Here is a 25,544-nt window from a genome sequence, read left to right as displayed (position 1 = left end):
CGCCCCTTTGCGGGGGGGTACGGGGGCCGCTGTTAAAAACCCGGGGCCCCCGCGGGGCCACTTGGGTTCCCGGGGGGGGGTTTCCGTACATACCCCAACCCGCCCCTCGATTGTTCTCCCTGCGGCGTGCCTGGGCGCTCGGGCGAGATGCCCGATATATCACTGTCGGGTGTCCGCGCTCATCCTCTGCCACTTCGCGCTCGCGCTGTTCGCCGCGCCGCTGGTCAGACGGTGCGGAACCGCTGCCTTCCTGGTGCTGGCCCTGCCGCCCGCCGCGGCGACCGCCTGGGCCGCCACCCGATGGAGCACGACGGCCGCGGGCGGCGCCGACACCGCCGTGCGGCGCTGGCTGCCCACGTACCACGTGGACTGGGCACTGAGGCTGGACGCCCTCGCCGAACTCATGGTGCTGCTCGCCGCGGGCGTGGGCACCCTCGTCCTGGTCTACTGCGCCTCCTACTTCGACGACCGCTCCCGACAGCTCGGCAGGTTCGCCGGAAACCTCCTCGCCTTCACCGGGGCCATGCTGGGGCTCGTCCTCGCCGACGACCTCGTCCTGCTCTACATCTTCTGGGAACTGACGACCGTCTTCTCCTACCTGCTGATCGGCCAGACCAGCGACCACAAGCGGAACCGGCGCAGCGCCCTGCAGGCCCTCACCGTCACCGCGCTCGGCGGACTGACCATGCTCGTCGGCTTCCTGCTCCTGGGGCACGAGGCGGGCACCTACCGCATCTCGGCGATCCTGGCCGACCCGCCCGACCCGTCGGCCGCGCTGTCCACGGCGATCGTGCTGATCCTCGTCGGCGCCCTGTCCAAGTCCGCGATCTGGCCCTTCAGCCTCTGGCTGCCCAACGCCATGGCAGCCCCCACCCCGGTCAGCGCCTACCTGCACGCCGCCGCCATGGTCAAGGCCGGCGTCTACCTCGTCGCCCGGCTCGCCCCCGCCTTCGCCGAGGTCACGCCCTGGCGCCCGCTCCTGCTCGTCCTCGGCTCGGTGACGATGCTGCTGGGCGGCTGGCGGGCGCTGCGGCTGCACGACCTGAAACTCGTCCTCGCCTACGGCACCGTCAGCCAGCTCGGCTTCCTCACCGTCCTCACCGGCGCGGGCCGCCACGACACCGGCCTCGCCGCCACCGCCATGATCCTCGGGCACGCCCTGTTCAAGGCGCCGCTCTTCCTGGTCACCGGCATCGTCGACCACGCCACCGGCACCCGCGACCTGCGCAAGCTCTCCGGACTCGGCCGCCGGCTGCCCGCCGTGTGCGCCGTCGCCGTGCTCGCCGGAGCGTCCATGGCCGCCGTGCCGCCCCTGCTCGGCTTCAGCGCCAAGGAGGCCGCCTTCCAGGCGCTCCTCGACGGAAGCACCGGCGACCGCTGGGCGCTCGCCGCGGCCGTCGTGGGCTCGGCCCTGACCACCGCCTACACCCTGCGCTACCTGTGGGGCGCCTTCGCCCGCAAGCCCGGCCTCCCCGACACCGCCGCGCACCCCGTCCCGGCGGCCTTCCTCGCGCCGCCCGCCGTGCTCGCCCTCGCCTGCCTCGTCCTCGGCCCCGGAGTGCCGTGGCTCCAGGGACTGCTGGGCACCTACGCCGGGCAGTTCCCCGCGCCCGCCCACCCGTACCACCTGGCGCTGTGGCACGGGGCGGGCCTCGCCCTCGGCCTGTCCGGCGCGGCCTGGGCGGGCGGCGTCCTGCTCTTCCTCGCCGCGAGCCCCGTCGCACGGGCCGGTCAGCGGCTCGCCTGGCGCTCAGCGGACCTCGTCTTCGGACGGATGCTGCTCGCCCTGGAGCGCACCGCCCTGCAGTGCACCGGATTCGTGCAGCGCGGCTCGCTGTCGGTGTACCTCGTCACGACCATGAGCGTCGTCCTCGCCGGACAGATCGCCGTGCTCGTCGCGGACGAACCCTGGACCGACGTACCCGCCCCGCGCCTGTGGGACCATCCCGCCCAGGCCGCCGTCGCCCTGCTGACCTGCGCCGCGGCCCTGCTGTGCCTGGGTGTGCGGCGTCGGATGAAGGCCGTCGTCTTCGCCGGCCTCACCGGATACGGCACCGCGCTGCTCTTCGTCGCCCAGGGCGCGCCCGACCTCGCGCTCACCCAGTTCTGCGTGGAGACCGTCTCGATGATCGTCTTCGTGCTGGTGCTGCGCCGGATGCCGGTGCGCTTCGAGGAGAACTTCAGCCGGTGGCGGCGCCTGCTGCGGATGCCGGTGGCCCTCGCGGGCGGCGCCGCCGTCGCCGTCGTCGTCTGGATCATGGCGGGGCACCGCCGGGCCGACAGCGCGGGAGCGGCGATGGTCGAGGAGACCGCGCACCACGGGCTGAAGGACGTCGTCGCGACGATCCTCGTCGACCTGCGGGCCTGGGACACCATGGGGGAGTCCGCGGTGCTCGCCGCCGCCGCGATCGGCGTCACCAGCCTCATCTACCTGCACCGCCGCGCCGACGGCGCCGAACAGCCCGTACTGCCGCTGCCCGGGGACCACCCGCACGCCGGACTGCGCACCGCCTGGCGGGCGAGCCGCTACGAGTCGGCGGGCCTGCCCACCGGCGACGAGGGCGGACCCGAGCGGACCTGGCTCGCCGCCAGCGCGACCCTCGCCCCCGAGCGCCGCTCCCTCGTCCTGGAAGTGGTCGCCCGTCTCATCTTCCACCCCGTCCTCGTCCTCTCCGTATACCTGCTGCTGTGCGCGGAGAACCTGCCGGGCGGCGGCTTCGTCGCCGGTCTGACCGCGGGCGTCGCCTTCATCGCCCGCTACCTCGCCGGCGGCCGCCACGAACTCGCCGACGCCGTGCCCTTCAAGCCGGGCGTCTTCACCGGCCTCGGCCTGTTCCTGTCCACCGGGGTCGCGCTCGGCGGCCTCGGCGAGGGCACCGTCCTGCACGGCTGGACCTGGCACGGTCACCTGCCCGTGTGGGGCGACGCCCACCTGTCCACCGCCGTCCTCTTCGACTGCGGGGTCTACCTGCTCGTGCTCGGCGTGGTCCTGGACATCGTGCGCGCCCTCGGCGCCCGGATCGACCGCCAGATCGAGCGGGCCGCCCCGCGCCCGGAGGCGGGTCGCGCATGACGGTGAGCCTGTCCCTGCTGGTGGCCGCCGCCGTCCTCAGCGCCGTCGGCGCCACTCTGCTGCTGACCCGCTCCCTGACCCGGATCCTGCTCGGTGCCGTCGTCCTCGGCAACGGCGTCAACCTGCTGGTCCTGGCCGCCACCGGCAGCGCGGGCGAGGCGCCCCTGCTCTACCCGCACATCATCCGCAACCGCGTCACCGACCCGCTGCCCCAGGCCATCGCCCTGACCGCGATCGTCATCACCCTCGCCACCACCGCCTTCCTGCTCGCCATGGCCTACCGCAGCCACCAGGTCACCGGCTCCGACGAGATCAGCGACGACACCGAGGACCGGCTGGTCGCCCTGCGCGCCGAGTTCCTCGACCGGCGCGGCGAACTCCGCGACCGCTACCGCGAGGCCCGCGCCGAGGAAGGCGGCGCCGACGCCGAGCAGCGCGCCCGCTACCGCGCCGCCCGCAGACGGCTGCGCCGGCGGGTCCGTGAGGAACGCGCCTACCAGGCCCGCGCCAACGACGTCTCCGGGAACCTGTGGAACGACATCCTCGGCGCCGACCCCGAGGACTACCGGGAAGGCCGCGAACTGGGCTCCACCGACGCCGCCGGCCGCCCCGGGCCCGCCCCGGCCCGTGTCGCCGGACCCTCCAACGACCCCGAGGAGACCGGCCGCGAACCCGACTCGCTCCCCGGCGAGGACTCCTGCCACCCGCCGCCCGACCAGCCCGACGACCCCGAGGGCGCCGGCACGGAAGGAACCAGGTGAACGCGCTCGTCCCGCTCCCCGTCCTGCTGCCCCTGTGCGTCACCGGCCTGAAGCTGGCCATCGGGCCCCGGCTGCACCGGTTCCAGCGCTTCATCAGCATCGCCGTACTCGGCGCGGTCTTGGTGCTCTCCGTGGTGCTCATGGTGGCCGCCGACCGCCACGGCCCGCTCAGCGTGCACCTCGGCGACTTCGCACCGCCGGTCGGCATCACCCTCGTCGCCGACCGGCTGGCGGGCCTGATGCTCACCGTCTCCAGCGCCGTCACCCTGCTCGTCCTCGTGTACTCGCTGGGCCAGGGCATGGCCGACCGCGACGACCAGGCGCCGGTCGGCGTCTTCCACCCCGCCTATCTCATCCTCGTGGCGGGCGTCTCCTGCACCTTCCTCGCCGGAGACCTCGTCAACCTCTACGTCGGCTTCGAGATCATGCTCGTCGCCAGCTTCGTCCTGCTCACCATCGGCGGCACCGCGACGCGCATCCGAGCCGGATCGACGTACGTGATCATCTCGCTGTTCTCCTCCGTGCTCTTCCTGGTCGCCATCGCCATGACCTACGCGGTCGCGGGCACCGTGAACCTCGCCCAGCTCGCCCAGCGGCTCCAGGAGGTGCCGCTCGGCGTGCGCACCCTGCTGGAGGCGATGCTGCTGACGGTCTTCGCCATCAAGGCGGCAGTGTTCCCGCTCGCGGCCTGGCTGCCCGACTCCTATCCCACCGCCCCCGCGCCCGTCACCGCGGTCTTCGCCGGACTGCTGACCAAGGTCGGCGTCTACTCGATGCTGCGCACCCAGACCCTGCTCTTCCCCGGTCACCGCCTGGGCGACCTGCTGATGCTCGCCGCACTCGCCTCCATGGTCGTCGGCATCCTCGGCGCCGTCGCCCAGACCGACCTGAAGCGGGTGCTGTCCTTCACGCTCATCAGCCACATCGGCTACATGGTCTTCGGCATCGCCCTCGCGGGCGGGGGCGGGATCAGCGGTGCGATCGTGTACGTGGCCCACCACATCACCGTGCAGACCACCCTGTTCCTCGTCGCCGGACTCATCGAGCGGCGCGACGGCACCACGGAACTCACCCGCCTCGGCGGCCTGGCGAGGACGACGCCGCTGCTCGCCGTGCTGTTCTTCGTGCCCGCCATGAACCTCGCGGGCATCCCGCCGCTGTCCGGCTTCATCGGCAAGCTCGGTCTGATGCGCGCGGGCGTCGCCGCGGGCGGCGGCTGGGCCTGGGCACTGGTCGCCGGGTCCGCCGCGACCAGCCTGCTCACCCTCTACGTCATGGCCAAGGTCTGGAACCTCGCGTTCTGGCGCGACGCGCCCCCCGGGGCCGAGGAGGAGGGCGTCGTGCTGGAGTCGGCCGAGGACGACGACACGGACGACGACACGGGGGACGACACGGGGGGCGACGAAGAGGGGAGGACGCCCGACCCAGGAGGGACGCCCGACCCAGGAGGGACGCCCGACCCCCGAGAGGCGCCCGGCCCCGGCAGACCGACCGGGGCCGGCTCCGGGAGCGGGCTGCCGGTGCCCGCGGGTGCCGTCGTCTCCGCGGGCTTCCTCGGGCAGTCCATCACCACCACCAAGCACCTGCCCTGGCCCATGCTGGTCGCCACCGGCGCCGCCGTCGCCCTCGGCCTGTCGTACACCGTGCTCGGTGGCCCCCTCACCACCTTCACCCAGGCCGCCGCCACCGAACTCCTCGCCCGTACCCCCTACATCGAGGCGGTGCTCGGCCGGTGAGCAACCTCTTCCGCGACCGTTCCCCCTACAGCTGGTCCTTCCGGGTCGGCCGCGGCCGGCGCGTGCTCGACCTGCCGCTCGTGGGCTGGCTCACCGTCATCTGGATCCTGCTGTGGGGCACCCCGTCCTGGGCCAACCTCGTCAACGGCGTCCTCGTCGCCCTCTGCCTGTGCCTGGCCTTCCCGCTGCCCGCCGTGGACATCGGCCTCCGGCTGCGCCCCCTGGGCGTGCTGCGCCTCGCGGCCTACCTGCTGTTCGACATGTTCTCCTCCAGCGTCGAGGTCACCCGGCAGATCTTCGCCAAGGGCCCCTACCACGCCGCGGTCGTCGCCGTCCCGCTGCGGGTGCGCAGCGACCTCATGCTCACGGCCACCGCCGTCGCCGTCTCCAACGTCCCCGGCGGCTCCGTCATCGAGGTGCGCCGGTCGACGGCCACCCTGTTCCTGCACGTCCTCGACGCGGGCAACCCCGGCGAGATCGAGGGCGCCCAGCGGCAGGTGTGGCGCATGGAGGAACTCGTCGCCCGCGCCTTCGGCACCGCCGAGGACATCGCCGATGCCGCCCGTCCCGTACCGGAAGGTGACCTCCCGACGTGACCACCCTGCACACCGTCGAAGACGCCCTGCTCGTCGCCGCGCTCGCGATGATCCTCGTCGCCGGCGCACTGCTGCTGTACCGGATCTGGTACGGCCCCTCGATGCTGGACCGCGCCGTCGCCCTGGACGTGGCCGCGGCGCTCATCATCGCCGGCATCGGCGTCAAGGCCGCCCACGACCGCGACTCCTTCTACTTCCCCGTGATGCTGGTGCTCGCCTTCCTCGGCTTCACCGGCTCGGTGGGCATCGCCCGCTTCATCGCCGTGCGCGACCGGCCCACCGTGCGCCCGGACGGCAGGCAGGACCACCGGTGAACGCCTGGGCCGAGGCCGCCGACCTGGCCGGGACCGTCCTGCTGCTCCTCGGCTGCCTGCAGTGCCTCCTGGGGGTGATCGGCATGGTCCGCTTCCCCGACGTGCTCTCCCGCAGCCACGCCGCCACCAAACCGCAGACCCTCGGCATGCTCCTCGTCCTCACCGGGGTGGCGCTGAGGCTGCGCCACGGCACCGACGTGGGCACCCTCGCGCTCATCGCCTTCTTCCAGTTTCTCACCAGCCCGGTCGCGTCCCACCTGGTGGCCCGCTCCGCCTACCGCACCGGGCAGACCGGGTCCCGGGGCCTGCTCAGGGACGACCTGGACCCGCAGTTGAGCGACGGGGACCGGCGCGAGGAGTAGCCCCGGGGAGCGCTCAGCCCACGCAGCCCACGTGCGCCAGCGCCTGCTTCAGCAGCACCCCGTGCCCGCCCGGCATCTCGCTGCGCACCGCCTCGGACAGGGCCTCGCGCGGATCGAACCAGACCAGGTCCAGCGCGTCCTGGCGCGGCCGGCAGTCACCCGTCACCGGCACGACGTAGGCGAGCGAGACCGCGTGCTGCCGGGGGTCGTGGTACGGCGTGACACCGTGCGTCGGGAAGTACTCGGCCACCGTGAACGGCTGGAGCGAGGTCGGCACCCGGGGCAGCGCCACCGGGCCGAGATCCTTCTCCAGATGGCGCAGCAGGGCGTCCCGGACCCGCTCGTGGTGCAGCACGCGCCCGGAGACCAGCGTCCGGCTGACCGTCCCGTCGGGCCCGATGCGCAGGAGCAGGCCGACGCTGGTGACTTCGCCGCTGTCGTCCACCCGTACGGGCACGGCCTCGACGTACAGGATCGGCATGCGGGCGCGCGCCATTTCGAGTTCGTCGCTCGTCAGCCAGCCCGGCGTGGTTTCGGTCATGTCAGACATCGCTTGATCATACTTTCAGCCGTTCGTGCTTCCCGGGCGGCGCTCCGGGACTGTGACCCGTCCCACGCCGCTCAGCCGTCGTCCGCCGGACCGCCGGGCAGCCGGTAGACCCGCCGGGCATTGTCCCGTCCCACCCAGCGGGCCAGGCGCAACGCGTCCGCGAGGGACAGCTCGTCGGCGTCCAGCCGCTCGTGCAGCAGACCGGCCAGTCCCTGCCGGAAGGCCAGCGCCCCCAGGTGGTGGAACTCGGCCACCCCGTAGGCGTCGGAGCTGTACAGCAGCTTGCGGAACGGAGTGATCTCCAGGGCCTCGGCGAGGATCGCGCCCGCCCGCGCGGGACCCACGTGGTGCAGGGTGAGTCCCACATCGAGGTACACCCGCTCGAAGACCGCGGAGAGATAGGCGGCCTGGCGCTGGTACGGCCAGCAGTGCAGCAGCAGGACCGGGATGGTGCCGGCGGTCAGGTGCAGCCAGTCGGTCAGCAGGGTGGGGTCCGCCCGGTGCAGGCGGATGTCGCTGTCGCCGAACCCGGTGTGGAGTTGCAGCGGCCGGCCGAGGTCCACGGCGGTCCACAGCAGGTGCCGCACGAGCACCGGGTCGTCGAGCCGGCCGCCGCCGTGCGCGAGCCAGCGCCGGGCGGCCCCGGTGACCTCGGCGGGTGAGGGGCGGGCCGGGTCCAGGTCGAACCCGGTGCGGTAGGCCGCCACCGACTTGACGGCCACCACGCCCGGCCGCCGTACCGCCTCCCACGCGGCCGTGCGGAACGCCCGCGCGTACGCGTCGGGTTCGACCCCGGCGGCCGCCACCGCCTCCGCGACGCCCTCCAGCCGGACCACCTCGTACGCCCTCGCGTCAGCGGCCTCGGCCAGCTCGGCCGGACTCGTCACGCGGTGCGGGGCGTACCCCGTGTCCACACAGAACACGCCGGTGCGCGCGGCCCGCAGGAACCGCCGGTTGACCTCGGCGGCGCCCAGCTCGGACCGCCGGGCCAGGTACACGTCGGCGGGGGAGTGGCGCGGCAGACCCAGCAGGGGCGCGCAGTGGCGGCGCACGGCGAGACCGACGGGGCTGTCGAAGGGGGAGACGCCGGGCCACGCCTCGCCCTCCGTGAGCAGGGACTCGAAACCCGCGCGGTCCAGGTCGTCGGTGACGGCGCCGTGGCAGTGGTGGTCCACCAGCTCCAGCGCGGCCAGCCGCTCGTCGACGGGTCCGGCGGCCATCTCAGTACTTCCAGCGGTACGCCGCCGCCACGCCGTCGTCGTCCAGCCCCTCGACCGACCCGGCCTCGCCCAGCCGTACGGCGATCACCGCGTCGGCCAGCACCGGACCCAGCGCCTCGCGCAACACGCCGTCGGCACGGAAGGCGGCCACCGACTCCGTGAGCGTGACCGGCAGCCGCCGCACGCCCCGGGCAGCGGCCGCGGCGGGATCGAGCCGGGCCGGGTCGCCGGTGATCTCCTCGGGCAGCGGGGCGGACGAGGCGAGCCCGTCGAGTCCGGCGGCGAGCACCGAGGCGAGGGCGAGGTACGGGTTGGCGGCGAGGTCGACCGGCTTCACCTCCAGGTTCGCCGCACGGTCGCGGATCCCGGCGGTGCCGGTGACGATCCGCAGCGCGGCCTCACGGGTCTCCCGGCCCCAGGCGGTGAACACCCCGGCCCACTGCGAGGGCCGCAGCCGCAGTCGGCTGGCCGGGCTCGGTGCGGTCAGCGCCGTGAGCGCCGGGAGGTGGCCGAGCACCCCGGCCAGGAAGGACTCCGCCTCGGCGCTCATCCCGTACCGGGCGGTCCCGCCCGCGTGCAGGTTCGTCCCGTCGCGCCAGGCGGAGAGGTGGAGGTGCCCGCCGTTGCCGACGCCCTGTCCGAGGACGGCCGGGGCGAAGGAGACGCGCAGCCCGTGGCGCCGCGAGACCGCCCGGATCGTCTGCCGCACCAGCACGCTGTGGTCGGCCGCCGCCACCGGGTCCAGCGCCCCCACCGAGACCTCGAACTGCCCCGCCGCGTACTCGGGATGGAACTGCTCCACGTCCACGCCCTGCGCCGCGAGCGCCGCCAGCAGGTCGGCGGCGCAGTCGCTCAGCTCGACCTGCCGGGCCGCGCCGTACGCCGGTCCGGACACCGCCGGGACGAAGGCGTCGCCGTCCGCGTCGCCCCGGCCCACGACCCACTCGATCTCGACGGCGGCCCTGAAGGCGATGCCGTGCCGCTCGGCCGCCCCGGCCACGATCCGGCGGAGCACGGTGCGTCCGCACGCCGGATGCGGGGCGCCCTCCTGCGTGATCCGGTCCACCGGCGCCCAGGCCCAGCCGGGCTGCGCCGCGAGCACGGTCAGCCGGTCGAGGTCGGGGTAGAGGCGCAGGTCGCCGTCGGGGGAGCCCAGGACGTCGGTGCCGACGATCGAGTCGTCGGCCAGGAAGGTGTCGAACACCGGCGACATGCCGACGCCCCAGGCCGCGGCCGCGGCGAGCTTCGCGGTGGGCACGGTCTTCACCCGGGCGATCCCGGCGGTGTCGACGTACGCCAGCACCACGCCGTGCACGCCCTGCCCGGCCAGCTCGCCGCTCAGTGCGGTCGCCCGCTCGACCTCGCCGGGGCGCCCGCCGGGCACGGGGTCGCTCTCGCTCACGTCTCGGCTCCTTCGCGCGTGCGCCGTCCGTCGCGGACCATTGTGCCGCCCGGTGATCACCCTGTCCGGGTTTCGCCGGATGTGCGCACGACGCGGTGAAGGCCGGCCGGGGTCAGTCCATGGTGGTCGGCTGCGGGGAGGGAGTCTTGCCGTCCAGGACGGTCTGCAGACGCTCGGTGCCCTGCCGCACCGCCTGTGCGACCGAGTCGGTCTGCCCGCCCTCGAGGCCGCCGCCCATCACGGTGACCGCGGAGGTGTCGACGCGCACCGCGGCGACGTCCACGGTGAGCGTGACGGGGCCGCCTTCGGCGTCCCCCTGGACACTCACCCGCAGCCCCGTGCGGGCGTCACCCACGTCGGGCACCGACGCCTCGGTCACCTGGACCGTGCGCTTGGCGCCCCCGGAGCCGGTGGCGGTGAACTCGTCACAGGTGTCCGGCAGGGTCCGCAGCCACTTCATCCGGGCGTCCAGACCCGCTCGGTCGTACCCGGCCACCTGCTCCAGCAGGCGGGAGTCGCCCTGCTCGAAGCCGGTGAGGGCCGACGGTCCCGACGGGTCGCCCAGCAGGCCGTCGTCGTAGAGGGCGTCCAGCAGTGCCTGGCAGTCCGTCGCGTTGGACTTCGCGGTGAGGAAGCCGGCCACGTCGACCTCGCCGACGAGCAGCCGGTCGCGCCACTTGTCCGCGTCCTGGACCTGGTTCCAGTTGCCCTCCAGGTCGGCCTCGGTGAGCAGGGCGGCCTTGGCGCCGGTTTCGGTGAGGACGGCGGGGGAGGCGCTGGGGGAGCCGGTCGGGGTCTGCTTCGCCGCGTCGGGCCGGGCGACCTGGGCCTGTTCGGCGGCGGTGTCCGAGGCGCTCTGCGACCCGTCGCCGTCCGAGCAGGCCGCGGTGGTCAGCAGCGCGCCCGCCGCCAGGGCGGAGGCCAGGAGACGGACGGGGTGGGACGGACGACGGCTCATCGCGGGATGCCTCCTGGGACGGGAAACGGTGTCCTCAGCGCATCACCGGGGCCGGGGGCGCACCAGCGCACGGGCCTGTTCGGGTGACCGGCGCGGCTGGGGGCGGAAGGAGGGAGGAGGGCCGGGCGGAACCGCCGGGTCCGGCGCTCTCAGCAGACGCGGTCGAGGGTGTCCTCGGCCACCTTCTTGTCCACCGCCGCCCGCACCAGGGCGGCCGCGAGGACGGCGGGTTCCGTCTTCCCGGCCAGGGCGAGGAGCCGGTCCTGGTCCCCGGGCAGACCGAGTCGCTCCGCGCCCTGGAGGGCCTTGCGGTCCAGACGGGGACCCGTCTCCGGCCAGACCGGCTGGGCCTCCCGCAGGAAGATGTCCGCGCCGGTCGGCCCGACCCCGGGGAACTCCTGGAGCAGCCGCCGCACCTCGGAGACGTCGCCGTCCGCCTCGTCGCGGAGCCGGCGCAGGTCGCCGCCCCACCGTTCGGTCAGCAGCTCGGCGGCCTCGCCGAGCTGGGTGGCGGTGCGCTCGTCGTAGCGCCGGTAGCCGCCCCGGCCGAGCGCGTCCACCCGCTGCTGCCAGGTGGCCCCGGCCATGCGGCGCGCGTCGCGCAGTCCCGCCTCGCTCAGGGCGCGGGCGGCGGCGACGGCGACGGAAGCGCTGATCCGGGCGCTGAGCAGGTGCGCGAGGACCAGCAGCCGGTACAGCGGCTGCGGGGTGTTCTTCAGCCGGATGCCCGCCTCGTCGGCGTACGTCCGCCCGTGCGCGTCGACGAGTTCGCGCACGGTCCGCCGTTGGTCGCGGGCCACGGCTACGGCTTCAGCGGGTCGTGACCGACCGTCATGAGCCGGTGCCGCAGGCGGGTGTCGTCGGCCTGGGGCTCGTTCTCCAGGTCGGCCTGCGAGGTCACGGTGTCCACGACCTTGCGCATCGCCCGCAGGTCGTCATCGGTCAGGTCGGTGCGCCGCTTCTGCAGGATCGCGAGGACGTGCTGCCCCAGCGGCGGCCCGGCGTCGTCCGGCAGCGGCTCGGTCAGTTCGCCGGAGTCGCGCACCCGGAGCCAGTTGGCGAGTTCCGCGGAGGTCATGTTCACCACGCGGTGGAAGTCCTCCCACAGCGCGTCGAGTTCGAGGGCGTCGGCCATGAGGTGTCCCTCATTTCGTCGTGCGTACGTGCGTGCTGCGTGGTCAGCCGGAGCAGCGCGACGCGCTCCGCCTCGTCGGTGCCGCCCCACACGCCCGACGTCTGCCCCGACTCCAGGGCGAAGGCCAGGCACTCGGGGGCCACCGGGCATCCGGCGCAGACGCGCTTGGCGGCCGCCGTGTCCCGCAGGGCGGGTCCGGCGGTGCCCACCGGGAAGAACAGATCGGGGTCCTCATCCACGCAGGCGGCGCGGCGCAACCACTCCATGCGGGCGCGGGTGCCCAAGGGGTGCGGGAGGCAAACGCACGCCGCGTCAGCGGGCGAGCACGCCGTCCAGGAAGCGCGTGACGTCCGCGAAGACCTCCGCCCGGTTCGTCTCGTTGAAGACCTCGTGCCGGGCGCCCGGGTAGATCCGCTCGGTCAGGTCGCCGCCGCTCAGCGGTTCCACGCCGACGCGGCTGCCGGGCAGCGGCACCAGCCGGTCGTCGTCCCCGTGCACCCACAGCAGCGGCAGCCGGCCGACGTCGCCGCCCTCGGCCACGGTCTCCAGCGTCCGCACGAACGCGCGAAGCGTCGGCCGCTTCATCGGCCCGTGCCAGACCAGCGGGTCGGCCGCGTACGCCGCTCCCACCGCCGGGTCGCGGGAGAGCGAGGCCGGGCTGATCGGGGTGTCGGGGATCTCCTCCAGGGTGAGCAGCCGGCGCGGCAGCTCCCAGTCGCCGATGACGGGCCCCGACAGCACCAGCGCCGTCAGCTCGCCCGGGTGGCGCTGGGCGTAGCGGGAGGCGATCAGACCGCCCATGGAGTGGCCGACCATGACCAGGGGCAGACCGGGGTGGTCGGCGCGGGCGAGGTCCGCCACGGCGTGCACGTCGGTGACCACGTCCTCGAAGTCCTCGACGACCACCCGCTCGCCGTCCGAGCGCCCGTGCCCCGTGTGGTCCGGTGCGTAGACGGCCGCGCCGTGGCCGGTCAGGACGCCGGCCACCTCCTCGTAGCGCCCGGTGTGCTCGCCGTATCCGTGGACCAGCAGCGCCACGTAGCGGGGACGCACGGCGGGCCACTCGCGGACGGCGATCCGCCCCCGCGTTCCGGTCAGCGTGTGTTCGCGGGCCTCGGCCATGGCTCCTCCGGCTGCGTCGGTGACGTCGTCCGGAGGATCTTCCCAGGACGCCGTCCGACGGTCTATAGTCCAAAACTAGCAGTGCTAATTAAGGGTAGTGCTCATCAAGGTTCGTGGTGGTCGACGCGGCGGCGGTGCGCCGTCCGGTGACCGCGCGACGACGGTCAGGAGTCCCTCGTGCGTCCCGTCCACTTCGCGGCCGCCCGCCGCACCCCGATCGGCAAACTGCGCGGCGCGCTGTCCACCGTCCGCCCCGACGACCTCGCCGCCGCCGTGCTCCGCGGCCTGGTCGCCGACGTGCCCGCGCTCGACCCCGCCCGGATCGACGACGTGTACTGGGGCGCCGCCAACCAGGCGGGCGAGGACAACCGCAACGTCGCCCGCATGGCCGCCCTGCTCGCGGGCCTGCCCGAGACCGTGCCCGGCGCCACCGTGAACCGGCTGTGCGCCTCCGGCCTCGAAGCCGTCACCACCGCCGCCCGCACCATCGCCGCGGGCGAGGCCGACATCGTCCTCGCGGGCGGCTCCGAGTCCATGAGCCGTGCCCCCTTCGTGCTGCCCCGCCCCGACGAGGCGCTGCCGCACCGCATCGAGACCGCCGACACCCGGCTCGGCTGGCGCCTGGTCAACCCGGCGATGAAGGACCTGCACGGCCTGCTCGCCATGGGGGAGACCGCCGAGGAGGTCGCCGAGCGCTACGGCGTCCCGCGCGAACGCCAGGACGCGTTCGCCCTGCGCAGCCACCGCCTGGCCGCCGACGCCCGGAAGAACGGTCACTTCGACGACGAGATCCTCCCGGTCGAGCGTCCCGACGGGGTGGTCGTCGACACCGACGAGTGCGTCCGCGAGGACACCTCCCTGGAGAAGCTGGGGCGCCTGAAGCCGGTCTTCCGCCCCGGCGGCACGGTCACCGCGGGCAACGCCTCCCCGATGAACGACGGCGCCGCCGGCCTCCTCCTGGTCAGCGAGGAGGCGCTGAACGACCTCGGCCTGGAGTCGCTGGGCCGGTACGTCGCGGGCGGCTCGGCCGGAGTCCACCCCGACGTCATGGGCATCGGCCCGGTCCCCGCCACCCGCAAGGTCCTCGCCCGGGCCGGCTGGAGCGTCGGCGATCTCGCGGAGGCCGAGTTCAACGAGGCGTTCGCCGCCCAGGCCCTCGCCTGCGTCGACCAGCTCGGCATCGACCCCGACCTGGTCAACCCCACCGGCGGGGCCATCGCGCTGGGCCACCCGCTCGGCTGCTCCGGCGCCCGCATCCTCACCACACTGCTCCACCGTATGCGCCGCACGGGCGCCGGCCGCGGGCTGGCCACGATGTGCGTGGGCGTGGGGCAGGGCAGCGCGGTCCTCGTCGAACGCCACTAGGCCACCAGTCGGCCACCGAGCCCCAGCCGTAGAGCCACCCCCCTCTGCAGAGCCGCAGCAAGGAAACGGAGCAACACCCCATGGCAACCCTCTCCGTCGCCGCCATCCTCGCCGAGAACGCCCGGCGCCGTCCCGACAAGGAGGCGCTGGTCGAGGGCGACCTGCGGCTGACCTTCGCCGAGGTGTGGCGGCGGGCCCGCGCCCAGGCCGGTGCCCTCGTCGGCCTGGACGTCCGGCCGGGGGACCGGGTGGCGCTGATGGCACCGAACACCGCCGACTTCCCCGTCGCGTACTACGCCGTCGCCGCGGCCGGAGCCGTGGTGGTGCCGGTGCACCTGCTGCTGTCCCCGGCCGAGGTCGAGCACGTCCTGCGCGACAGCGGCGCCACCCTGCTGCTGTGCCATCCGGCGCAGGCGGCGACCGGAGCGGCCGCCGCGCGGGAGGCGGGCGTGCGGACGATCACGCTCGGCGAGGAGTTCGACCGGCTCGCCGCGGACGCGGAGCCGCTGCCCTCGTACGTCACCCGGGACGCCGACGACCCGGCCGTCGTCTTCTACACCAGCGGCACGACCGGCGTCCCCAAGGGCGCCGTGCTCAGCCACTTCAACCTGGTGATGAACGCGACGGTCAACGCCTTCGACGCCAACGACATCCGGCCCGACGACGTGGCGCTCGGCGCGCTGCCCCTCTTCCACGCCTTCGGCCAGACCGTCTCCCTCAACTCCACCTGGCGGGCGGGCGCGACCCTCGTCCTGCTGCCGCGCTTCGACGCGGCGCGCGCGATCGAGCTGATGGTGAAGGAGGGCGTCAACACCTTCCACGGGGTGCCGACCATGTTCGTCGCCCTCGCCGCCGCGGCGGCCGGAGCCGCGGCCCTGCCGGACCTGCGGGTGTGCATCTCCGGCGGCGCCTCGCTGCCGGTGGCCGTCCTCGAACGGTTCGAGGAGGCCTTCGGGGCGAAGATCTACGAGGGATACGGGCTGTCGGAGACCTCACCGGCGGCCGCCGTGAACCAGCCGGTGTTCGGCGCCAGGCCCGGCACCATCGGCCACCCGCTGTGGGGCGTCGACGTGGAGATCGCCCGCGCGGAGGTCGAGGGCTCCGTCCAACTGCTGCCGCCCGGCGAACTGGGCGAGGTCGTCGTCCGCGGCCACAACGTCTTCTCCGGCTACCTCGGCCGCCCCGAGGCCACGGCGGAAGCGCTCGTCGACGGCTGGTTCCGCACCGGGGACCTGGGCACCAAGGACGAGGACGGGTTCCTGAGGATCGTCGACCGGAAGAAGGACGTCATCATCCGAGGCGGCTACAACGTCTACCCGCGCGAGGTCGAGGAGGTGCTGATGCGCCACCCCGGCATCGCCCAGGTCGCCGTCATCGGGCTCCCGGACGAACTGCACGGCGAGGAGGTCTGCGCCGTGGTCGTGCGCGCCCCCGGCACGACGCCCGACGCGGTGGCGGACGCCGCCGGGGTCACCGAGTGGTCCAAGCAGCACCTCGGGCGGCACAAGTACCCGCGCCGGGTGGAGTTCGCGGACGAGCTGCCGCTCGGGCCGAGCATGAAGGTGCTGAAGCGGGAGCTGCGCGTGCGGTACGCCGACCGTTAAGGATCAATGGGCGAGACGGTGCATACGACACCGGTGGGGTGCGCATAGCATCGGTCCCCGCAATGGACACCATGACGCTCTGGCACCTCACCGGCTGGGAATTCGCCGCCCTCGCCTTCGCGGCCCTGCTCGTCGGCTTCTCCAAAACGGCGGTGAGCGGGGCCAACACCGTCAGCCTCGCGATCTTCGCGGCGGTCCTGCCCGCCCGCGCCTCCACCGGAATCCTGCTGCCGATCCTGATCGCCGGTGACGTCCTGGCCGTCCTCACCTACCGGCGCCACGCGCACTGGCCCACCCTGTGGCGGCTCTTCCCGGCGGTCGGCGTGGGCGTGGTCGTCGGCACCCTGTTCCTGGTGTGGGCCGACGACGCGGTCGTGCGCACCTCGATCGGTGTGATCCTGCTGTTCATGGCCGGAGTGACGGTGTGGCGCCGGCGCCGGGCCGACGCCGAGGGGCAGCCGGACGAGGTCACCTCGCGCACCGGCCGCGTGAAGGCCCGCTCGTACGGCGTCCTGGGCGGGTTCACCACGATGGTCGCCAACGCGGGCGGCCCGGTCATGTCGATGTACCTGCTCTCCGCGGGCTTCCGCAAACTCGGCTTCCTTGGCACGTCGGCGTTCTTCTTCCTGATCGTCAACGTCTCCAAGCTGCCCTTCAGCGCGGGGCTCGGCCTGATCGACGGCCACTCGCTGCTGCTCGACGCGGCGCTGGTCGTCTTCGTGGTGCCCGGCGCGCTGCTCGGCAAGTGGGCCGTGAACCGGATCAACCAACGCCTGTTCGAGCGTCTGGTGATCGCGGCGACGGTTGTGGGCGGTCTGCAGTTGCTCCTTGCCTGAGCCGCTGGGGGAGGCCGCTGCTGAGGTCCTCCACCAGCAGGCGCTTGGCGATGGCGTCGACGGCCGCGCGCAGCTCCGTGTCCGTGGGGCGGCCGATGTCCCGCTCCACCCGGTCCTCCAGCCAGGCCGCCCACGCCCGGCCGATCACCAGCGCCTCACGGGCGCCCGCGTCGGTGTGGGAGAGCAGGGAGCCGTGCCGGGTCAGGAACCCCTCCTCCACCATCCGGTCGAAGACCGGCAGCAGCACCTCCGGCGGCAGCCGTCGGCGGGCGGCGATCAGGCCGAGGCTGGCGTGCCCGACCAGCCGCGTGAACAGGTCCACCTGCATCACCGCCCAGGCACCGGCGACATCCAGCCGGGTGTCGCTGCCGGCGACGATCCGGCGCGCGGTGTCCAGCTCCGTACCCCCGATGATCTTCCCGACGGAGGCCTCCAGCGTCCGCCTGCTGCTGGCGTCGTGCGGCGAGGCGAAGCCCTCGCCCATGTCCGTCGAGCCCGCGCGGGCGCTGTCGCGCAGCTGGACCTGCTTGAGGAAGAGCGCGACCAGGAATCCCAGGGCCGCGACCGGCACCGTCCACAGGAACACGGTCTGGATGGTGTCCGCGTACGCGCCGACGATCGGCGCCGACGCCGGGGGCGGCAGCCGGTGCACACCCTCCGGACTGGTCGAGGCCCTGGCGATCACCGACGGGTCGGCGGCCCCGGTGCGGGCCGCCGCCGCGACTCCGTCGCGCAGGTTGGGACCCAGCGAGTTGGCGTAGATCGTGCCGAACACGGCGGTGCCGAAGGAACTGCCCAGCGTGCGGAAGAAGGTGACGCCGGAGGTCGCCGTGCCCAGGTCGGAGTACTCGACCGTGTTCTGCACGGCGATGGTCAGCACCTGCATGGACAGCCCGATGCCCGTGCCCAGCACGAACATGTACAGCGACTCGAGGGCCGCGCCCGTGTCCGGACCCATCAGCGACATCAGGTACAGGCCGACACCCATCACCAGCGTGCCCACGATGGGAAACAGCCGGTACCGCCCCGTCTTGCTGACCACGTTGCCGCTGAACACCGAGGCGATCAGCAGCCCCGCCACCATCGGCAGGGTCCGCACCCCGGAGACGGTGGCCGAGTCGCCGTCCACGTACTGCAGATACGTCGGCAGATACGTCAGCGCGCCCAGCATGGCGAAGCCCACGATGAAGCTGAGGATCGAGCAGACCGTGAACACCGGGTTGGAGAACAGCCGCATCGGCAGCATCGGTTCGGCAGCCCGGGTCTCCACCCAGCAGAACAGCCCGAGCGCGATCAGCCCGCCCGCGAACAGGCCGATGATCACGGCCGAGCCCCACGCGTACTCGTTGCCGCCCCAGCTCGTCGCCAGGATCAGCGCGCTGGCGCCGACCGCGACCAGCGCGATGCCCAGGTAGTCGATGACGGGCCGGGCCGCCGACTTCACCACCGGGATGGTGCGGGCGGCGGCGATCACCACGACCACCGCGATGGGCACGTTGACGTAGAACGCCCAGCGCCAGGACAGGTGGTCGGTGAACAGCCCGCCCAGCAGCGGACCGATGACCGTCGCCACCCCGAACACCGCGCCGATGGCGCCCTGGTACTTGCCCCGCTCCCGCAGCGGGATGACGTCCGCGATCAGCGCCATCGCCGTCACCATCAGGCCGCCCGCGCCGACGCCCTGCACCGCCCGCCACAGGATCAGCAGCGGCATGTTGGTCGCGAGCCCGCACAGGAACGAGCCGGTGATGAAGACGACCGCGGACACCTGGAAGACGACCTTGCGGCCGAACAGGTCGCCGAACTTGCCGACCAGCACCGTCGCCACGGTCTCCGCGAGCAGGTACGAGGTCACCACCCACGACATGTGCTCGGCGCCGCCCAGGTCCGACACGATCGTGGGCAGCGCGGTGCCCACGATCGTCTGGTCCAGGGCCGCGAGCAGCATGCCGAGCATGATCGTGACGAAGACGACGTTGCGGCGCCGCCGGTCCAGCACGGGCGGCTGGGCGGCTGCGGTCCGTGGGGATTCCTCGGCGACTGTCACACGGTCACGATCACACCGGTGCACGGGCCACGCATGCGGGGACGGTCCGCCCGGGTCCGGCCGGGGGCACGGTCGGAAGGCGGCCCGGCCGGATCAGCGTTGGCCGGGATTGCGCCGCAGCAGGTAGGTGTCCATGATCCAGCCCTTGCGCTCCCGGGCCTCCGCGCGCACTCGCTCGATGCGCGGCGCGGCCTCGGCGATCGGACCGGAGTCGAGGATCTCGTCCGGGGTGCCCAGGTAGGCACCCCAGTAGATGTCGATGTCCTGGTCCGCGTACTGCCGGAAGACCTGGTGCGCGTCCAGCATCACGACGACGTCGTCCGCGTCCTCGGGGAAGCCCTCGGCGAGCCGCCGCCCCGTGGTGATCTGCACCGGGCGCGCCACCCGGTTCAGCCCGGTCCGGTGCCGGGCGACCAGCGAGGAGACACTGCTGATGCCGGGCACGACGTCGTACTCGAACGCCACCGAGCCGCGCTCCAGGATCTCCTCCAGGATGCCCAGCGTGCTGTCGTACAGCGCGGGGTCGCCCCAGACCAGGAACGCGCCGGTCCCGTCCTCGCCCAGCTCCTCGGCGATCAGCCGCTCGTAGATGCCCGCGCGGGCACTGCGCCAGTCTCCGACGGCGGGAGAGTACGCCGCGCCGCCGGCGCTCCGGTCCCGCTCGGGGTCGCGTGCCTCGACGACCCGGTACGTCCCCTCCGGTACGTGCGCCTCCAGCATGTCCCGGCGCAGCCGCACCAGGTCGGCCTTCGCCTCGCCCTTGTCCAGGACGAAGAACACGTCCGTGCCGCGCAGCGCCCTGACGGCCTGGAGCGTCAACTGCTCGGGGTCGCCCGCGCCGATACCGATCACATGAATTGTCCGCACGCCACGAGTCTGCCGTACGCCACCGACCGCGCCCCGACCGGGCCGCCCCGGCGGGATTCAGCCCCGCAGCCGGGGCGCCCGCGCCGCCGCGTCCACGGACACCCCGCCCTCCACGTCGTCCGCCAGCTCCCGGGCCCACCCGGCGACCGAGCCGAGGTCCATCCCGTACGGCCGCTCCCGCCCGGCCCCCGACGCCGCCCACTCGGTCACGGCGCCCGCCCCGCGCCGCAGCAGCCTCGCCCCGCCGGTGACGTTGCCGCGCGCGGAGTGCGTGAGCCCGACGGCCAGCTGAGCCATGCCCCGCCACAGGCCCCGCTCCTCCTCGGGCCCCGACTTCCAGGCGTCCTCGAACACCTCGTGCGCGTGGAACGGCTTCCCGTCGTCCAGCAGCCGCTGCGCCTCGGTGACCGTCGCGTCCGGGGCCCGTACGACGCCCTCTGGCTGGCGCGGCACGCCGTCCGCGCCGTACGGCAGCGGGCGTCCGAGCCCGTCCCGCGGCCGGGCGTTGCGCGCCCGGCCCTCGTCGTCACGGTCCCGCCCCTCCGCCGGGCGGTCGGAGGCGGTGCTGTCCACGGGGCTGTCGGCAGGGCTGTCCATGGGACCGATTGTCCCCCTCCCGTGCCCACTTAGGCGCGGCCCCGCTCGTGGGGTAAAGTGCTGTCCGCGTGATCGCGCGGTTCACCGCGCGTGACGACACCGGGACGTGGCGCAGCTTGGTAGCGCACTTGACTGGGGGTCAAGGGGTCGCAGGTTCAAATCCTGTCGTCCCGACGGTGTGAAGGGCCTTCACGGACGCGAGTCCGTGAAGGCCCTTCTTCGTGCCGTCTCCTCCCGGTGTTCAGTCCCGCGGCCGCGCCCCCGCGGAGACGAGCAGGTCCACCGTCTCCTGGTGCGGCCCGTTCGACGCCCAGTCCAGCGGCGCCCAGCCGGTGCCGTGGTCCTCGCGCAGGCTCGGGTCGGCTCCGTACTCGAGGAGCGCGCGGACGGCCTCGATGTGCCCCCAGCAGGCCGCCCCGCACAGCGGTGTGCCCTCCGAGCCGGTCCCGCTCTCCGTGTTGGGCCGGGCACCGGCCGCGAGCAGTACGCGGACGATGTCGGCGTCCCCGTTCACGGACGCAAGGTACAGCGGGGTGCTCCCGGCCGTGTCCGCCGTCTCGGCCGGTGCCCCGGCCCGCAGCGCCGCCCGCACCCGCGACAGGTCGCCGACGAGCGCGGCATCGACGAGACGCCGGGACAGTCTCTTGTGCTTTCGCCTGTTCACCCGCGCCAGCCTATGCCGCGTGATCGCGGCTCAGTAGTTGGCGTTGGCGAGCATCTCCCCGTCCTCGCCGTAGACGGTCACCAGTCCGTTGTCCGACTCGTAGCAGGAGACGAAGGCCGAGGCGATGAGCTTGCCCTCGCCCTGATGGGGGCCTGCCAGACCGCCGGAGAAGTCGGTGAAGACCTCGGCGTTGTCGAGCACGTCGTTGCGCCGGTCCGCTCCCGTGACCTTGGTGATGTGCTGTGCGGCAGCCTTCTCGGTCGCGGTGCCGGACTCGGCGACACAGTCCTTGAACTGCTCGGCCTGCGTCGCCGAACGCTCCTCCGTTTCCTGCCGCTTGTCCTCCTCGCCCCGGGGCTTGCCGTCGGCCGCGACGGCCTTGTCCTTGGCGCCCTGGTCCGAGGATTCGCCGGAGCCGGCAAGGGCGCCCGCGATGCCGAGGACCGCGACGACGCCGATGACGCCGGCGCAGCCGAGACCGACGATCTTCCCGACGCTGCGCTTCTTCGCCGGCTGCGCCACGCTCGGGCCGGACTGCTGCTCGTGTTGCTGACTCATCGTGTTCCCTGTGCAGTGTTCGTGACTTGCGGGTGTACGACTTGCGAAGAAGTCATGCAGTTGCGTGGAACACGATGAAATCGATCGATCAGGTGATGTTCGAGGGAGTGGTTGACGCCGCGGCGGCCGGCCGTCCGGTCAGTTCCTGACCAGCAGCTGGAAGTCGAACGCGTACCGGGACGCGCGGTAGACGTGCGTCCCGTACTCGACCGGCCGCCCGGTGTCGTCGTACGCGATGCGCCGCATGGTGAGCAGCGCGGCGCCCTCCCGCTCGCCGAGCCGCTCGGCCTCCTCGCGGGAGGCGACGCGGGCGCCGACGGTCTGCCGGGCGCTGTGCAGGGTGATGCCCGAGGAGCGCATCATCCGGTAGAGACCGGTCGACTCCAGCCGGGCGTCGTCGAGTTCCAGCAGGTCCGCCGGGAGGTGGTTGCACAGCATCGCCACCGGCTGCCCGTGGGTGAGGCGCAGGCGCTCCAGGACGGCGACCTCGGTGCCCTCCGCGAGGCCGAGGGCCGCCGCGACCTCGGCGGTGGCCGGGACGTGCTCGTTGCGCACCACCCGGGTCCCGGGGTCCTGTCCGGCCGCCTCCAGGTCGTCGTAAAGGCTGCTCAGCTCCAGCGGGCGCCTGACCTGGCTGTGCACCACCTGGGTGCCGACCCCGCGCCGCCGTACCAGCAGCCCTTTGTCGACCAGGGACTGGATGGCCTGCCGGACCGTCGGCCGGGACAGGCCGAGGCGGACGGAGAGGTCGACCTCGTTGCCCAGCAGGTTCCCCGGCGCGAGGGCGCCGTGCTCTATCGCCGCCTCCAACTGCCGGGCCAGCTGGTAGTAGAGCGGCACCGGACTGCTCCGGTCCAGGGCGAAGTCCAGGGTGCCGATCGCGGGGGCGGTCACGGCACGTGCGGGGTCGCCGGTCTTCGCCATGGACGTACCTCCCTTGCATAGGGGACTGGCTGGGTGGCGGGGGTGCCGGAGGGGTCAGAGGTGGCGGCGGCGGTCGGCGACGGCGCGCTCGTAGGCCGCCCGCGCCTGTGTGGCGGCCTCGCGGGCCGACACCTCGGCCACCGGCACGTCCCACCACGCCTGCGCCGGCAGCGCGGCCCCCGCGGGCGCCGTTTCGACGTACACGCACGTCGGGCGGGTGGCCGCGCGGGCCGTCGAGAGCGCCTCGCGCAGTTCCCGCACCGTCTTGGCGCGCAGTACGTCCATGCCGAGGCTGGCCGCGTTGGCGGCGAGGTCGAGGGGGAGCGGGGCGCCGGTGAAGGAGCCGTCGGCGACGCGGTGGCGGTAGTCGGTGCCGAAGCGCTCGGCGCCCACCGACTCGGACAGGCCGCCGATGGACGCGTAACCGTGGTTCTGGACCAGCACCAGCTTCACCGGCAGGTTCTCCTGCACCGCCGTGACGATCTCCGTCGGGTTCATCAGGTACGTGCCGTCGCCGACCAGGGCCCACACGGGGGTGTCGGGCGCGGCCTGCTGGACGCCGAGCGCGGCGGGGATCTCGTAGCCCATGCAGGAGTAGCCGTACTCCAGGTGGTACTGGCGCGGGGAGCGGGCCCGCCACAGCTTGTGCAGGTCGCCGGGGAGCGAACCGGCCGCGTTGATCACCACGTCCTCGTCGCCGACCACCGCGTCGAGCGCGCCCAGCACCTGCGTCTGGGTGGGCACCGCGCTCTCGTCGTCGGCCCGGAACGCCCCCTCGACCGCCTCCTCCCAACGGACCCTGCCGGTGCGGTACTCCGCCTCGTACGCCGCGTCCACCCGGTGCCCGGCCAGTGCCTCCGTGAGCGCGGTCAGCCCCGACCGGGCGTCGCACACCAGGGTGGCGGCGGCGAGCTTGTGGGCGTCGAAGGCGGTGATGTTGAGGTTCAGGAAGCGCACGCCGGGGTGCTGGAAGAGGGTGCCGGAGGCGGTGGTGAAGTCCGAGTAGCGGGTGCCGACGCCGATCACCAGGTCCGCGGTGCGGGCCAGGGCGTCGCTCACCGCCGTCCCGGTGTGGCCGATGCCGCCGAGGTCCGCCGGGTGGTCGTGGCGCAGCGCGCCCTTGCCCGCCTGGGTGGAGGCGACCGGGATGCCGGTGGCGTCCACCAGTGCCTTCAGGGCCGCTTCGGCCTCGCTGTGGTGGACGCCGCCGCCCGCGACGATCAGCGGACGCGCGGCGGCGCGGACCGCCCGGACGGCCTCGGCCAGCTCCACCGGGTCGGGCGCGGGACGGCGCACCCGCCACACGCGGTCGGCGAAGAACTCCTCCGGCCAGTCGTACGCCTCCGCCTGCACGTCCTGCGGCAGCGCGAGGGTGACCGCGCCGGTCTCCGCCGGGTCGCTGAGCACGCGCATCGCCTGGAGTGCGGAGGCGAGGAGCGCCTCGGGGCGGGTGATCCGGTCGAAGTACCGGGACACGGGCCGCAGGGCGTCGTTCACGGACACGTCGGCCTCGACCGGGTGCTCCAGCTGCTGGAGCAGCGGGTCGGCGGCGTGCGAGGCGAAGTAGTCGCCGGGCAGGAGCAGGACCGGCAGCCGGTTGATCGTGGCGAGGGCCGCGCCCGTGACCAGGTTGGTGGCGCCGGGTCCGATGGAGGTCGTCACCGCCTGCGCGGACAGGCGGTTGAGGTGGCGGGCGTGGCCGACGGCCGCGTGCACCATGGCCTGTTCGTTGCGGCCCTGGTGGTAGGGCATCGCCTCGCGGTACTCGACGAGCGCCTGTCCGAGGCCGGCCACGTTGCCGTGGCCGAAGATCCCCCAGGTGCCTGCGATCAGGCGGTGCCGCACGCCGTCGCGTTCGGTGTACTGCGCGGCCAGGAAGCGCACCAGGGCCTGGGCGGTGGTCAGTCGGCGGGTGGCGGCGGCGCTCATGCGGACCTCTCCGGTGCGGTGTAGAGGGGGAGCCGGGGGTCGACCGGCTGCTCGGGCCAGGTGTCGCGGATCCAGGCGTGGTCGGGGTGGTCGCAGATCAGCCAGGCGCGCTCGGGCTCCGGCCCCGCCATGACGTTGAGGTAGTACATGTGGTGGCCGGGGACCGCCATCGACGGCCCGTGCCAGCCGTCGGGGATCAGTACGACGTCCCCGTCGCGCACTTCGGCGAGGACGTCGGTCCCCTGCCCCCGCCCGGACGGTGAGACGCGCTGGTAGCCGAGGCCGGGGGTGCCGTCGTGGGCCGCGAACTCGAAGTAGTAGATCTCCTCCAGCACCGACTCCTCGCCCGGGCGGTGCTCGTCGTGCTTGTGGGGCGGGAACGACGACCAGTTGCCGCCCGGCGTGAGGACCTCGACCGCGATCAGCCTGTCGCACTCGAACGTCCCCGCCGCGCCGAAGTTGTTGACCTGCCGCGAGCAGTTCCCGGTGCCGCGCAGCTCCACCGGCACCGAGGACGCCGGTGCGTAACGGGCGGGCAGCCGACGGGTGCAGCGGGCGCCGGTCAGGGCGAACCGGCCGCCGCCGGTGGAGGTCAAAGTCGTGCGGGCGTCGCGGGGGACGTACGCGAAGTCGGTGACACCGCTGAACACGCTGTCCCGGCCGTCGAGTTCGAAGGTCTCCCGGCCGAAGTCGTCGGCGGTCGCGACCGTGCAGCCGCCGCTCAGCGGCAGCACGATCCACTCGCTCTCGCCGCTGTCGAAGGTGTGGCTGCCGCCGGGGGCCAGGTTCACCACGCGCAGGCTGGAGTAGCCCCAGCCCGCGCTCTCGGGCGTCACGTCCACGGGGTACGGGCCGTCGGCCGCCGCCCTGCCCGCGGGAAGGTGATACGTCATCGTCCGCTCCTCCGCCTCTCCTCGCTCACAG

General features: G+C 73.5%; 25 protein-coding genes and 1 tRNA gene. 10 read left to right on the top strand and 16 right to left on the bottom strand.

All coding sequences use genetic code 11. The features are described 5' to 3' along the window. The first annotated feature begins 169 nt into the window (after positions 1-169). From ACFYZ3_RS32475 to mnhG, 6 genes are read left to right on the top strand one after another with little or no spacing between them, the layout of a single operon-like run. Entirely contained in the window at positions 170-3,073 is a 2,904-nt protein-coding gene (locus ACFYZ3_RS32475) for a Na+/H+ antiporter subunit A (RefSeq protein WP_388525267.1), read from the top strand. Continuing rightward, positions 3,070-3,834 carry a Na(+)/H(+) antiporter subunit C gene (locus tag ACFYZ3_RS32470; protein ID WP_388525264.1) on the top strand — a complete coding sequence of 255 codons (765 nt, stop codon included), beginning with the start codon at positions 3,070-3,072 and terminating at the stop codon, positions 3,832-3,834. Before ACFYZ3_RS32475 ends, ACFYZ3_RS32470 begins: the two co-directional genes overlap by 4 nt. Further along, positions 3,831-5,570 (top strand): Na+/H+ antiporter subunit D, encoded by a 1,740-nt coding sequence (locus ACFYZ3_RS32465; RefSeq protein WP_388525261.1) that lies wholly within the window; start codon positions 3,831-3,833, stop codon positions 5,568-5,570. The genes ACFYZ3_RS32470 and ACFYZ3_RS32465 overlap by 4 nt, the downstream gene beginning before the upstream one ends. Beyond that, the gene (locus tag ACFYZ3_RS32460) at positions 5,567-6,166 is read left to right on the top strand and encodes a Na+/H+ antiporter subunit E (protein WP_388525258.1); all 600 of its coding nucleotides are present in this window, start codon (positions 5,567-5,569) and stop codon (positions 6,164-6,166) included. The genes ACFYZ3_RS32465 and ACFYZ3_RS32460 overlap by 4 nt, the downstream gene beginning before the upstream one ends. Beyond that, positions 6,163-6,480, top strand: coding sequence for a monovalent cation/H+ antiporter complex subunit F (locus ACFYZ3_RS32455; RefSeq protein ID WP_361015817.1), 318 nt, complete (start codon positions 6,163-6,165; stop codon positions 6,478-6,480). The genes ACFYZ3_RS32460 and ACFYZ3_RS32455 overlap by 4 nt, the downstream gene beginning before the upstream one ends. Then, complete coding sequence (mnhG, locus tag ACFYZ3_RS32450; RefSeq protein ID WP_003972187.1) at positions 6,477-6,842, top strand: monovalent cation/H(+) antiporter subunit G; 366 nt, start codon at positions 6,477-6,479, stop codon at positions 6,840-6,842. The genes ACFYZ3_RS32455 and mnhG overlap by 4 nt, the downstream gene beginning before the upstream one ends. Before the next feature lie 13 nt (positions 6,843-6,855). On the opposite strand, the gene ACFYZ3_RS32445 is transcribed toward mnhG, so the two are convergent. The 8 genes from ACFYZ3_RS32445 to ACFYZ3_RS32410 all read right to left on the bottom strand — a co-directional run bounded on the left by ACFYZ3_RS32445 (position 6,856) and on the right by ACFYZ3_RS32410 (position 13,229). Continuing rightward, positions 6,856-7,383, bottom strand: a complete 528-nt coding sequence (locus tag ACFYZ3_RS32445) for an NUDIX hydrolase family protein (protein ID WP_361015895.1) — start codon at positions 7,381-7,383, stop codon at positions 6,856-6,858. Positions 7,384-7,463: 80 nt separating this feature from the next. Then, positions 7,464-8,612, bottom strand: a complete 1,149-nt coding sequence (locus ACFYZ3_RS32440; protein WP_388525254.1) for an amidohydrolase family protein — start codon at positions 8,610-8,612, stop codon at positions 7,464-7,466. 1 nt (position 8,613) lies between these two features. After that, positions 8,614-10,014, bottom strand: coding sequence for a gamma-glutamylpolyamine synthetase GlnA3 (glnA3, locus tag ACFYZ3_RS32435; protein ID WP_388525252.1), 1,401 nt, complete (start codon positions 10,012-10,014; stop codon positions 8,614-8,616). Between the two features lie 112 nt (positions 10,015-10,126). Next, a complete protein-coding gene (locus ACFYZ3_RS32430; protein ID WP_388525250.1) occupies positions 10,127-10,972 on the bottom strand; it encodes a hypothetical protein in 846 nt (281 codons plus the stop codon). Between the two features lie 149 nt (positions 10,973-11,121). Beyond that, entirely contained in the window at positions 11,122-11,772 is a 651-nt protein-coding gene (locus ACFYZ3_RS32425) for an endonuclease (RefSeq protein WP_388525247.1), read from the bottom strand. A 2-nt stretch (positions 11,773-11,774) separates the two neighbouring features. Further along, on the bottom strand, positions 11,775-12,107 hold the full coding sequence (locus ACFYZ3_RS32420) for a DUF3140 domain-containing protein (protein ID WP_388525245.1): 333 nt from the start codon (positions 12,105-12,107) through the stop codon (positions 11,775-11,777). Continuing rightward, positions 12,053-12,373 (bottom strand): WhiB family transcriptional regulator, encoded by a 321-nt coding sequence (locus ACFYZ3_RS32415; protein WP_388525243.1) that lies wholly within the window; start codon positions 12,371-12,373, stop codon positions 12,053-12,055. Before ACFYZ3_RS32415 ends, ACFYZ3_RS32420 begins: the two co-directional genes overlap by 55 nt. Before the next feature lie 46 nt (positions 12,374-12,419). Further along, entirely contained in the window at positions 12,420-13,229 is an 810-nt protein-coding gene (locus ACFYZ3_RS32410) for an alpha/beta hydrolase (RefSeq protein ID WP_388525240.1), read from the bottom strand. 177 nt (positions 13,230-13,406) lie between these two features. Between ACFYZ3_RS32410 and ACFYZ3_RS32405 the strand changes: the two genes are divergently transcribed. The 3 genes from ACFYZ3_RS32405 (at position 13,407) to ACFYZ3_RS32395 (ending at position 17,034) form a co-directional block, all read left to right on the top strand. After that, complete coding sequence (locus ACFYZ3_RS32405) at positions 13,407-14,594, top strand: thiolase family protein (RefSeq protein ID WP_388525237.1); 1,188 nt, start codon at positions 13,407-13,409, stop codon at positions 14,592-14,594. A gap of 80 nt (positions 14,595-14,674) precedes the next feature. After that, the gene (locus tag ACFYZ3_RS32400; protein ID WP_388525235.1) at positions 14,675-16,198 is read left to right on the top strand and encodes a long-chain fatty acid--CoA ligase; all 1,524 of its coding nucleotides are present in this window, start codon (positions 14,675-14,677) and stop codon (positions 16,196-16,198) included. Positions 16,199-16,260: 62 nt separating this feature from the next. Next, a complete protein-coding gene (locus ACFYZ3_RS32395; RefSeq protein ID WP_388525232.1) occupies positions 16,261-17,034 on the top strand; it encodes a sulfite exporter TauE/SafE family protein in 774 nt (257 codons plus the stop codon). On the opposite strand, the gene ACFYZ3_RS32390 is transcribed toward ACFYZ3_RS32395, so the two are convergent. The 3 genes from ACFYZ3_RS32390 to ACFYZ3_RS32380 form a co-directional block, all read right to left on the bottom strand. Then, positions 16,961-19,081, bottom strand: coding sequence for an MDR family MFS transporter (locus tag ACFYZ3_RS32390; protein ID WP_388525229.1), 2,121 nt, complete (start codon positions 19,079-19,081; stop codon positions 16,961-16,963). The genes ACFYZ3_RS32395 and ACFYZ3_RS32390 overlap by 74 nt on opposite strands. 93 nt (positions 19,082-19,174) lie before the next feature. Beyond that, a complete protein-coding gene (gene cobF, locus ACFYZ3_RS32385) occupies positions 19,175-19,948 on the bottom strand; it encodes a precorrin-6A synthase (deacetylating) (protein WP_388525226.1) in 774 nt (257 codons plus the stop codon). A gap of 57 nt (positions 19,949-20,005) precedes the next feature. Then, on the bottom strand, positions 20,006-20,545 hold the full coding sequence (locus ACFYZ3_RS32380) for a DUF309 domain-containing protein (RefSeq protein WP_388525223.1): 540 nt from the start codon (positions 20,543-20,545) through the stop codon (positions 20,006-20,008). Between the two features lie 100 nt (positions 20,546-20,645). Here ACFYZ3_RS32380 and ACFYZ3_RS32375 point away from each other — a divergent pair. Next, positions 20,646-20,719 (top strand) — tRNA-Pro (locus ACFYZ3_RS32375). 67 nt (positions 20,720-20,786) lie between these two features. On the opposite strand, the gene ACFYZ3_RS32370 is transcribed toward ACFYZ3_RS32375, so the two are convergent. The 5 genes from ACFYZ3_RS32370 to iolB form a co-directional block, all read right to left on the bottom strand. Continuing rightward, positions 20,787-21,209: an ankyrin repeat domain-containing protein gene (locus ACFYZ3_RS32370; RefSeq protein WP_388525220.1), complete on the bottom strand. Its 423-nt coding sequence runs from the start codon at positions 21,207-21,209 to the stop codon at positions 20,787-20,789. A gap of 30 nt (positions 21,210-21,239) precedes the next feature. Then, positions 21,240-21,767, bottom strand: coding sequence for a hypothetical protein (locus ACFYZ3_RS32365; RefSeq protein ID WP_388525217.1), 528 nt, complete (start codon positions 21,765-21,767; stop codon positions 21,240-21,242). Between the two features lie 138 nt (positions 21,768-21,905). After that, entirely contained in the window at positions 21,906-22,691 is a 786-nt protein-coding gene (locus tag ACFYZ3_RS32360) for a GntR family transcriptional regulator (protein WP_388525214.1), read from the bottom strand. 54 nt (positions 22,692-22,745) lie between these two features. After that, positions 22,746-24,620 (bottom strand): 3D-(3,5/4)-trihydroxycyclohexane-1,2-dione acylhydrolase (decyclizing), encoded by a 1,875-nt coding sequence (iolD, locus tag ACFYZ3_RS32355; RefSeq protein ID WP_388525212.1) that lies wholly within the window; start codon positions 24,618-24,620, stop codon positions 22,746-22,748. Further along, positions 24,617-25,513: a 5-deoxy-glucuronate isomerase gene (gene iolB, locus ACFYZ3_RS32350; RefSeq protein ID WP_388525209.1), complete on the bottom strand. Its 897-nt coding sequence runs from the start codon at positions 25,511-25,513 to the stop codon at positions 24,617-24,619. Before iolB ends, iolD begins: the two co-directional genes overlap by 4 nt. Between the last annotated feature and the right edge of the window lie 31 nt (positions 25,514-25,544).

It is taken from the genome of Streptomyces sp. NPDC001599, assembly GCF_042893535.1.
Taxonomy (GTDB): domain Bacteria; phylum Actinomycetota; class Actinomycetes; order Streptomycetales; family Streptomycetaceae; genus Streptomyces.
The sequence above is the reverse complement of the archived record's forward strand: the minus strand, read 5'-3'. Positions and strand labels throughout refer to the sequence as shown.

Bases quoted from the DNA above. Each gene is read 5' to 3' on its own strand.
- ACFYZ3_RS32470 (WP_388525264.1), top strand. From the start codon at position 3,070: ATGACGGTGAGCCTGTCCCTGCTGGTGGCCGCCGCCGTCCTCAGCGCC.
- ACFYZ3_RS32445 (WP_361015895.1), bottom strand. From the start codon at position 7,383: ATGACCGAAACCACGCCGGGCTGGCTGACGAGCGACGAACTCGAAATG.
- ACFYZ3_RS32440 (WP_388525254.1), bottom strand. From the start codon at position 8,612: ATGGCCGCCGGACCCGTCGACGAGCGGCTGGCCGCGCTGGAGCTGGTG.
- ACFYZ3_RS32430 (WP_388525250.1), bottom strand. From the start codon at position 10,972: ATGAGCCGTCGTCCGTCCCACCCCGTCCGTCTCCTGGCCTCCGCCCTG.
- ACFYZ3_RS32420 (WP_388525245.1), bottom strand. From the start codon at position 12,107: ATGGCCGACGCCCTCGAACTCGACGCGCTGTGGGAGGACTTCCACCGC.
- ACFYZ3_RS32415 (WP_388525243.1), bottom strand. From the start codon at position 12,373: ATGGAGTGGTTGCGCCGCGCCGCCTGCGTGGATGAGGACCCCGATCTG.
- ACFYZ3_RS32410 (WP_388525240.1), bottom strand. From the start codon at position 13,229: ATGGCCGAGGCCCGCGAACACACGCTGACCGGAACGCGGGGGCGGATC.
- ACFYZ3_RS32400 (WP_388525235.1), top strand. From the start codon at position 14,675: ATGGCAACCCTCTCCGTCGCCGCCATCCTCGCCGAGAACGCCCGGCGC.
- ACFYZ3_RS32395 (WP_388525232.1), top strand. From the start codon at position 16,261: ATGGACACCATGACGCTCTGGCACCTCACCGGCTGGGAATTCGCCGCC.
- ACFYZ3_RS32380 (WP_388525223.1), bottom strand. From the start codon at position 20,545: ATGGACAGCCCTGCCGACAGCCCCGTGGACAGCACCGCCTCCGACCGC.
- ACFYZ3_RS32365 (WP_388525217.1), bottom strand. From the start codon at position 21,767: ATGAGTCAGCAACACGAGCAGCAGTCCGGCCCGAGCGTGGCGCAGCCG.
- ACFYZ3_RS32360 (WP_388525214.1), bottom strand. From the start codon at position 22,691: ATGGCGAAGACCGGCGACCCCGCACGTGCCGTGACCGCCCCCGCGATC.
- iolD (WP_388525212.1), bottom strand. From the start codon at position 24,620: ATGAGCGCCGCCGCCACCCGCCGACTGACCACCGCCCAGGCCCTGGTG.
- iolB (WP_388525209.1), bottom strand. From the start codon at position 25,513: ATGACGTATCACCTTCCCGCGGGCAGGGCGGCGGCCGACGGCCCGTAC.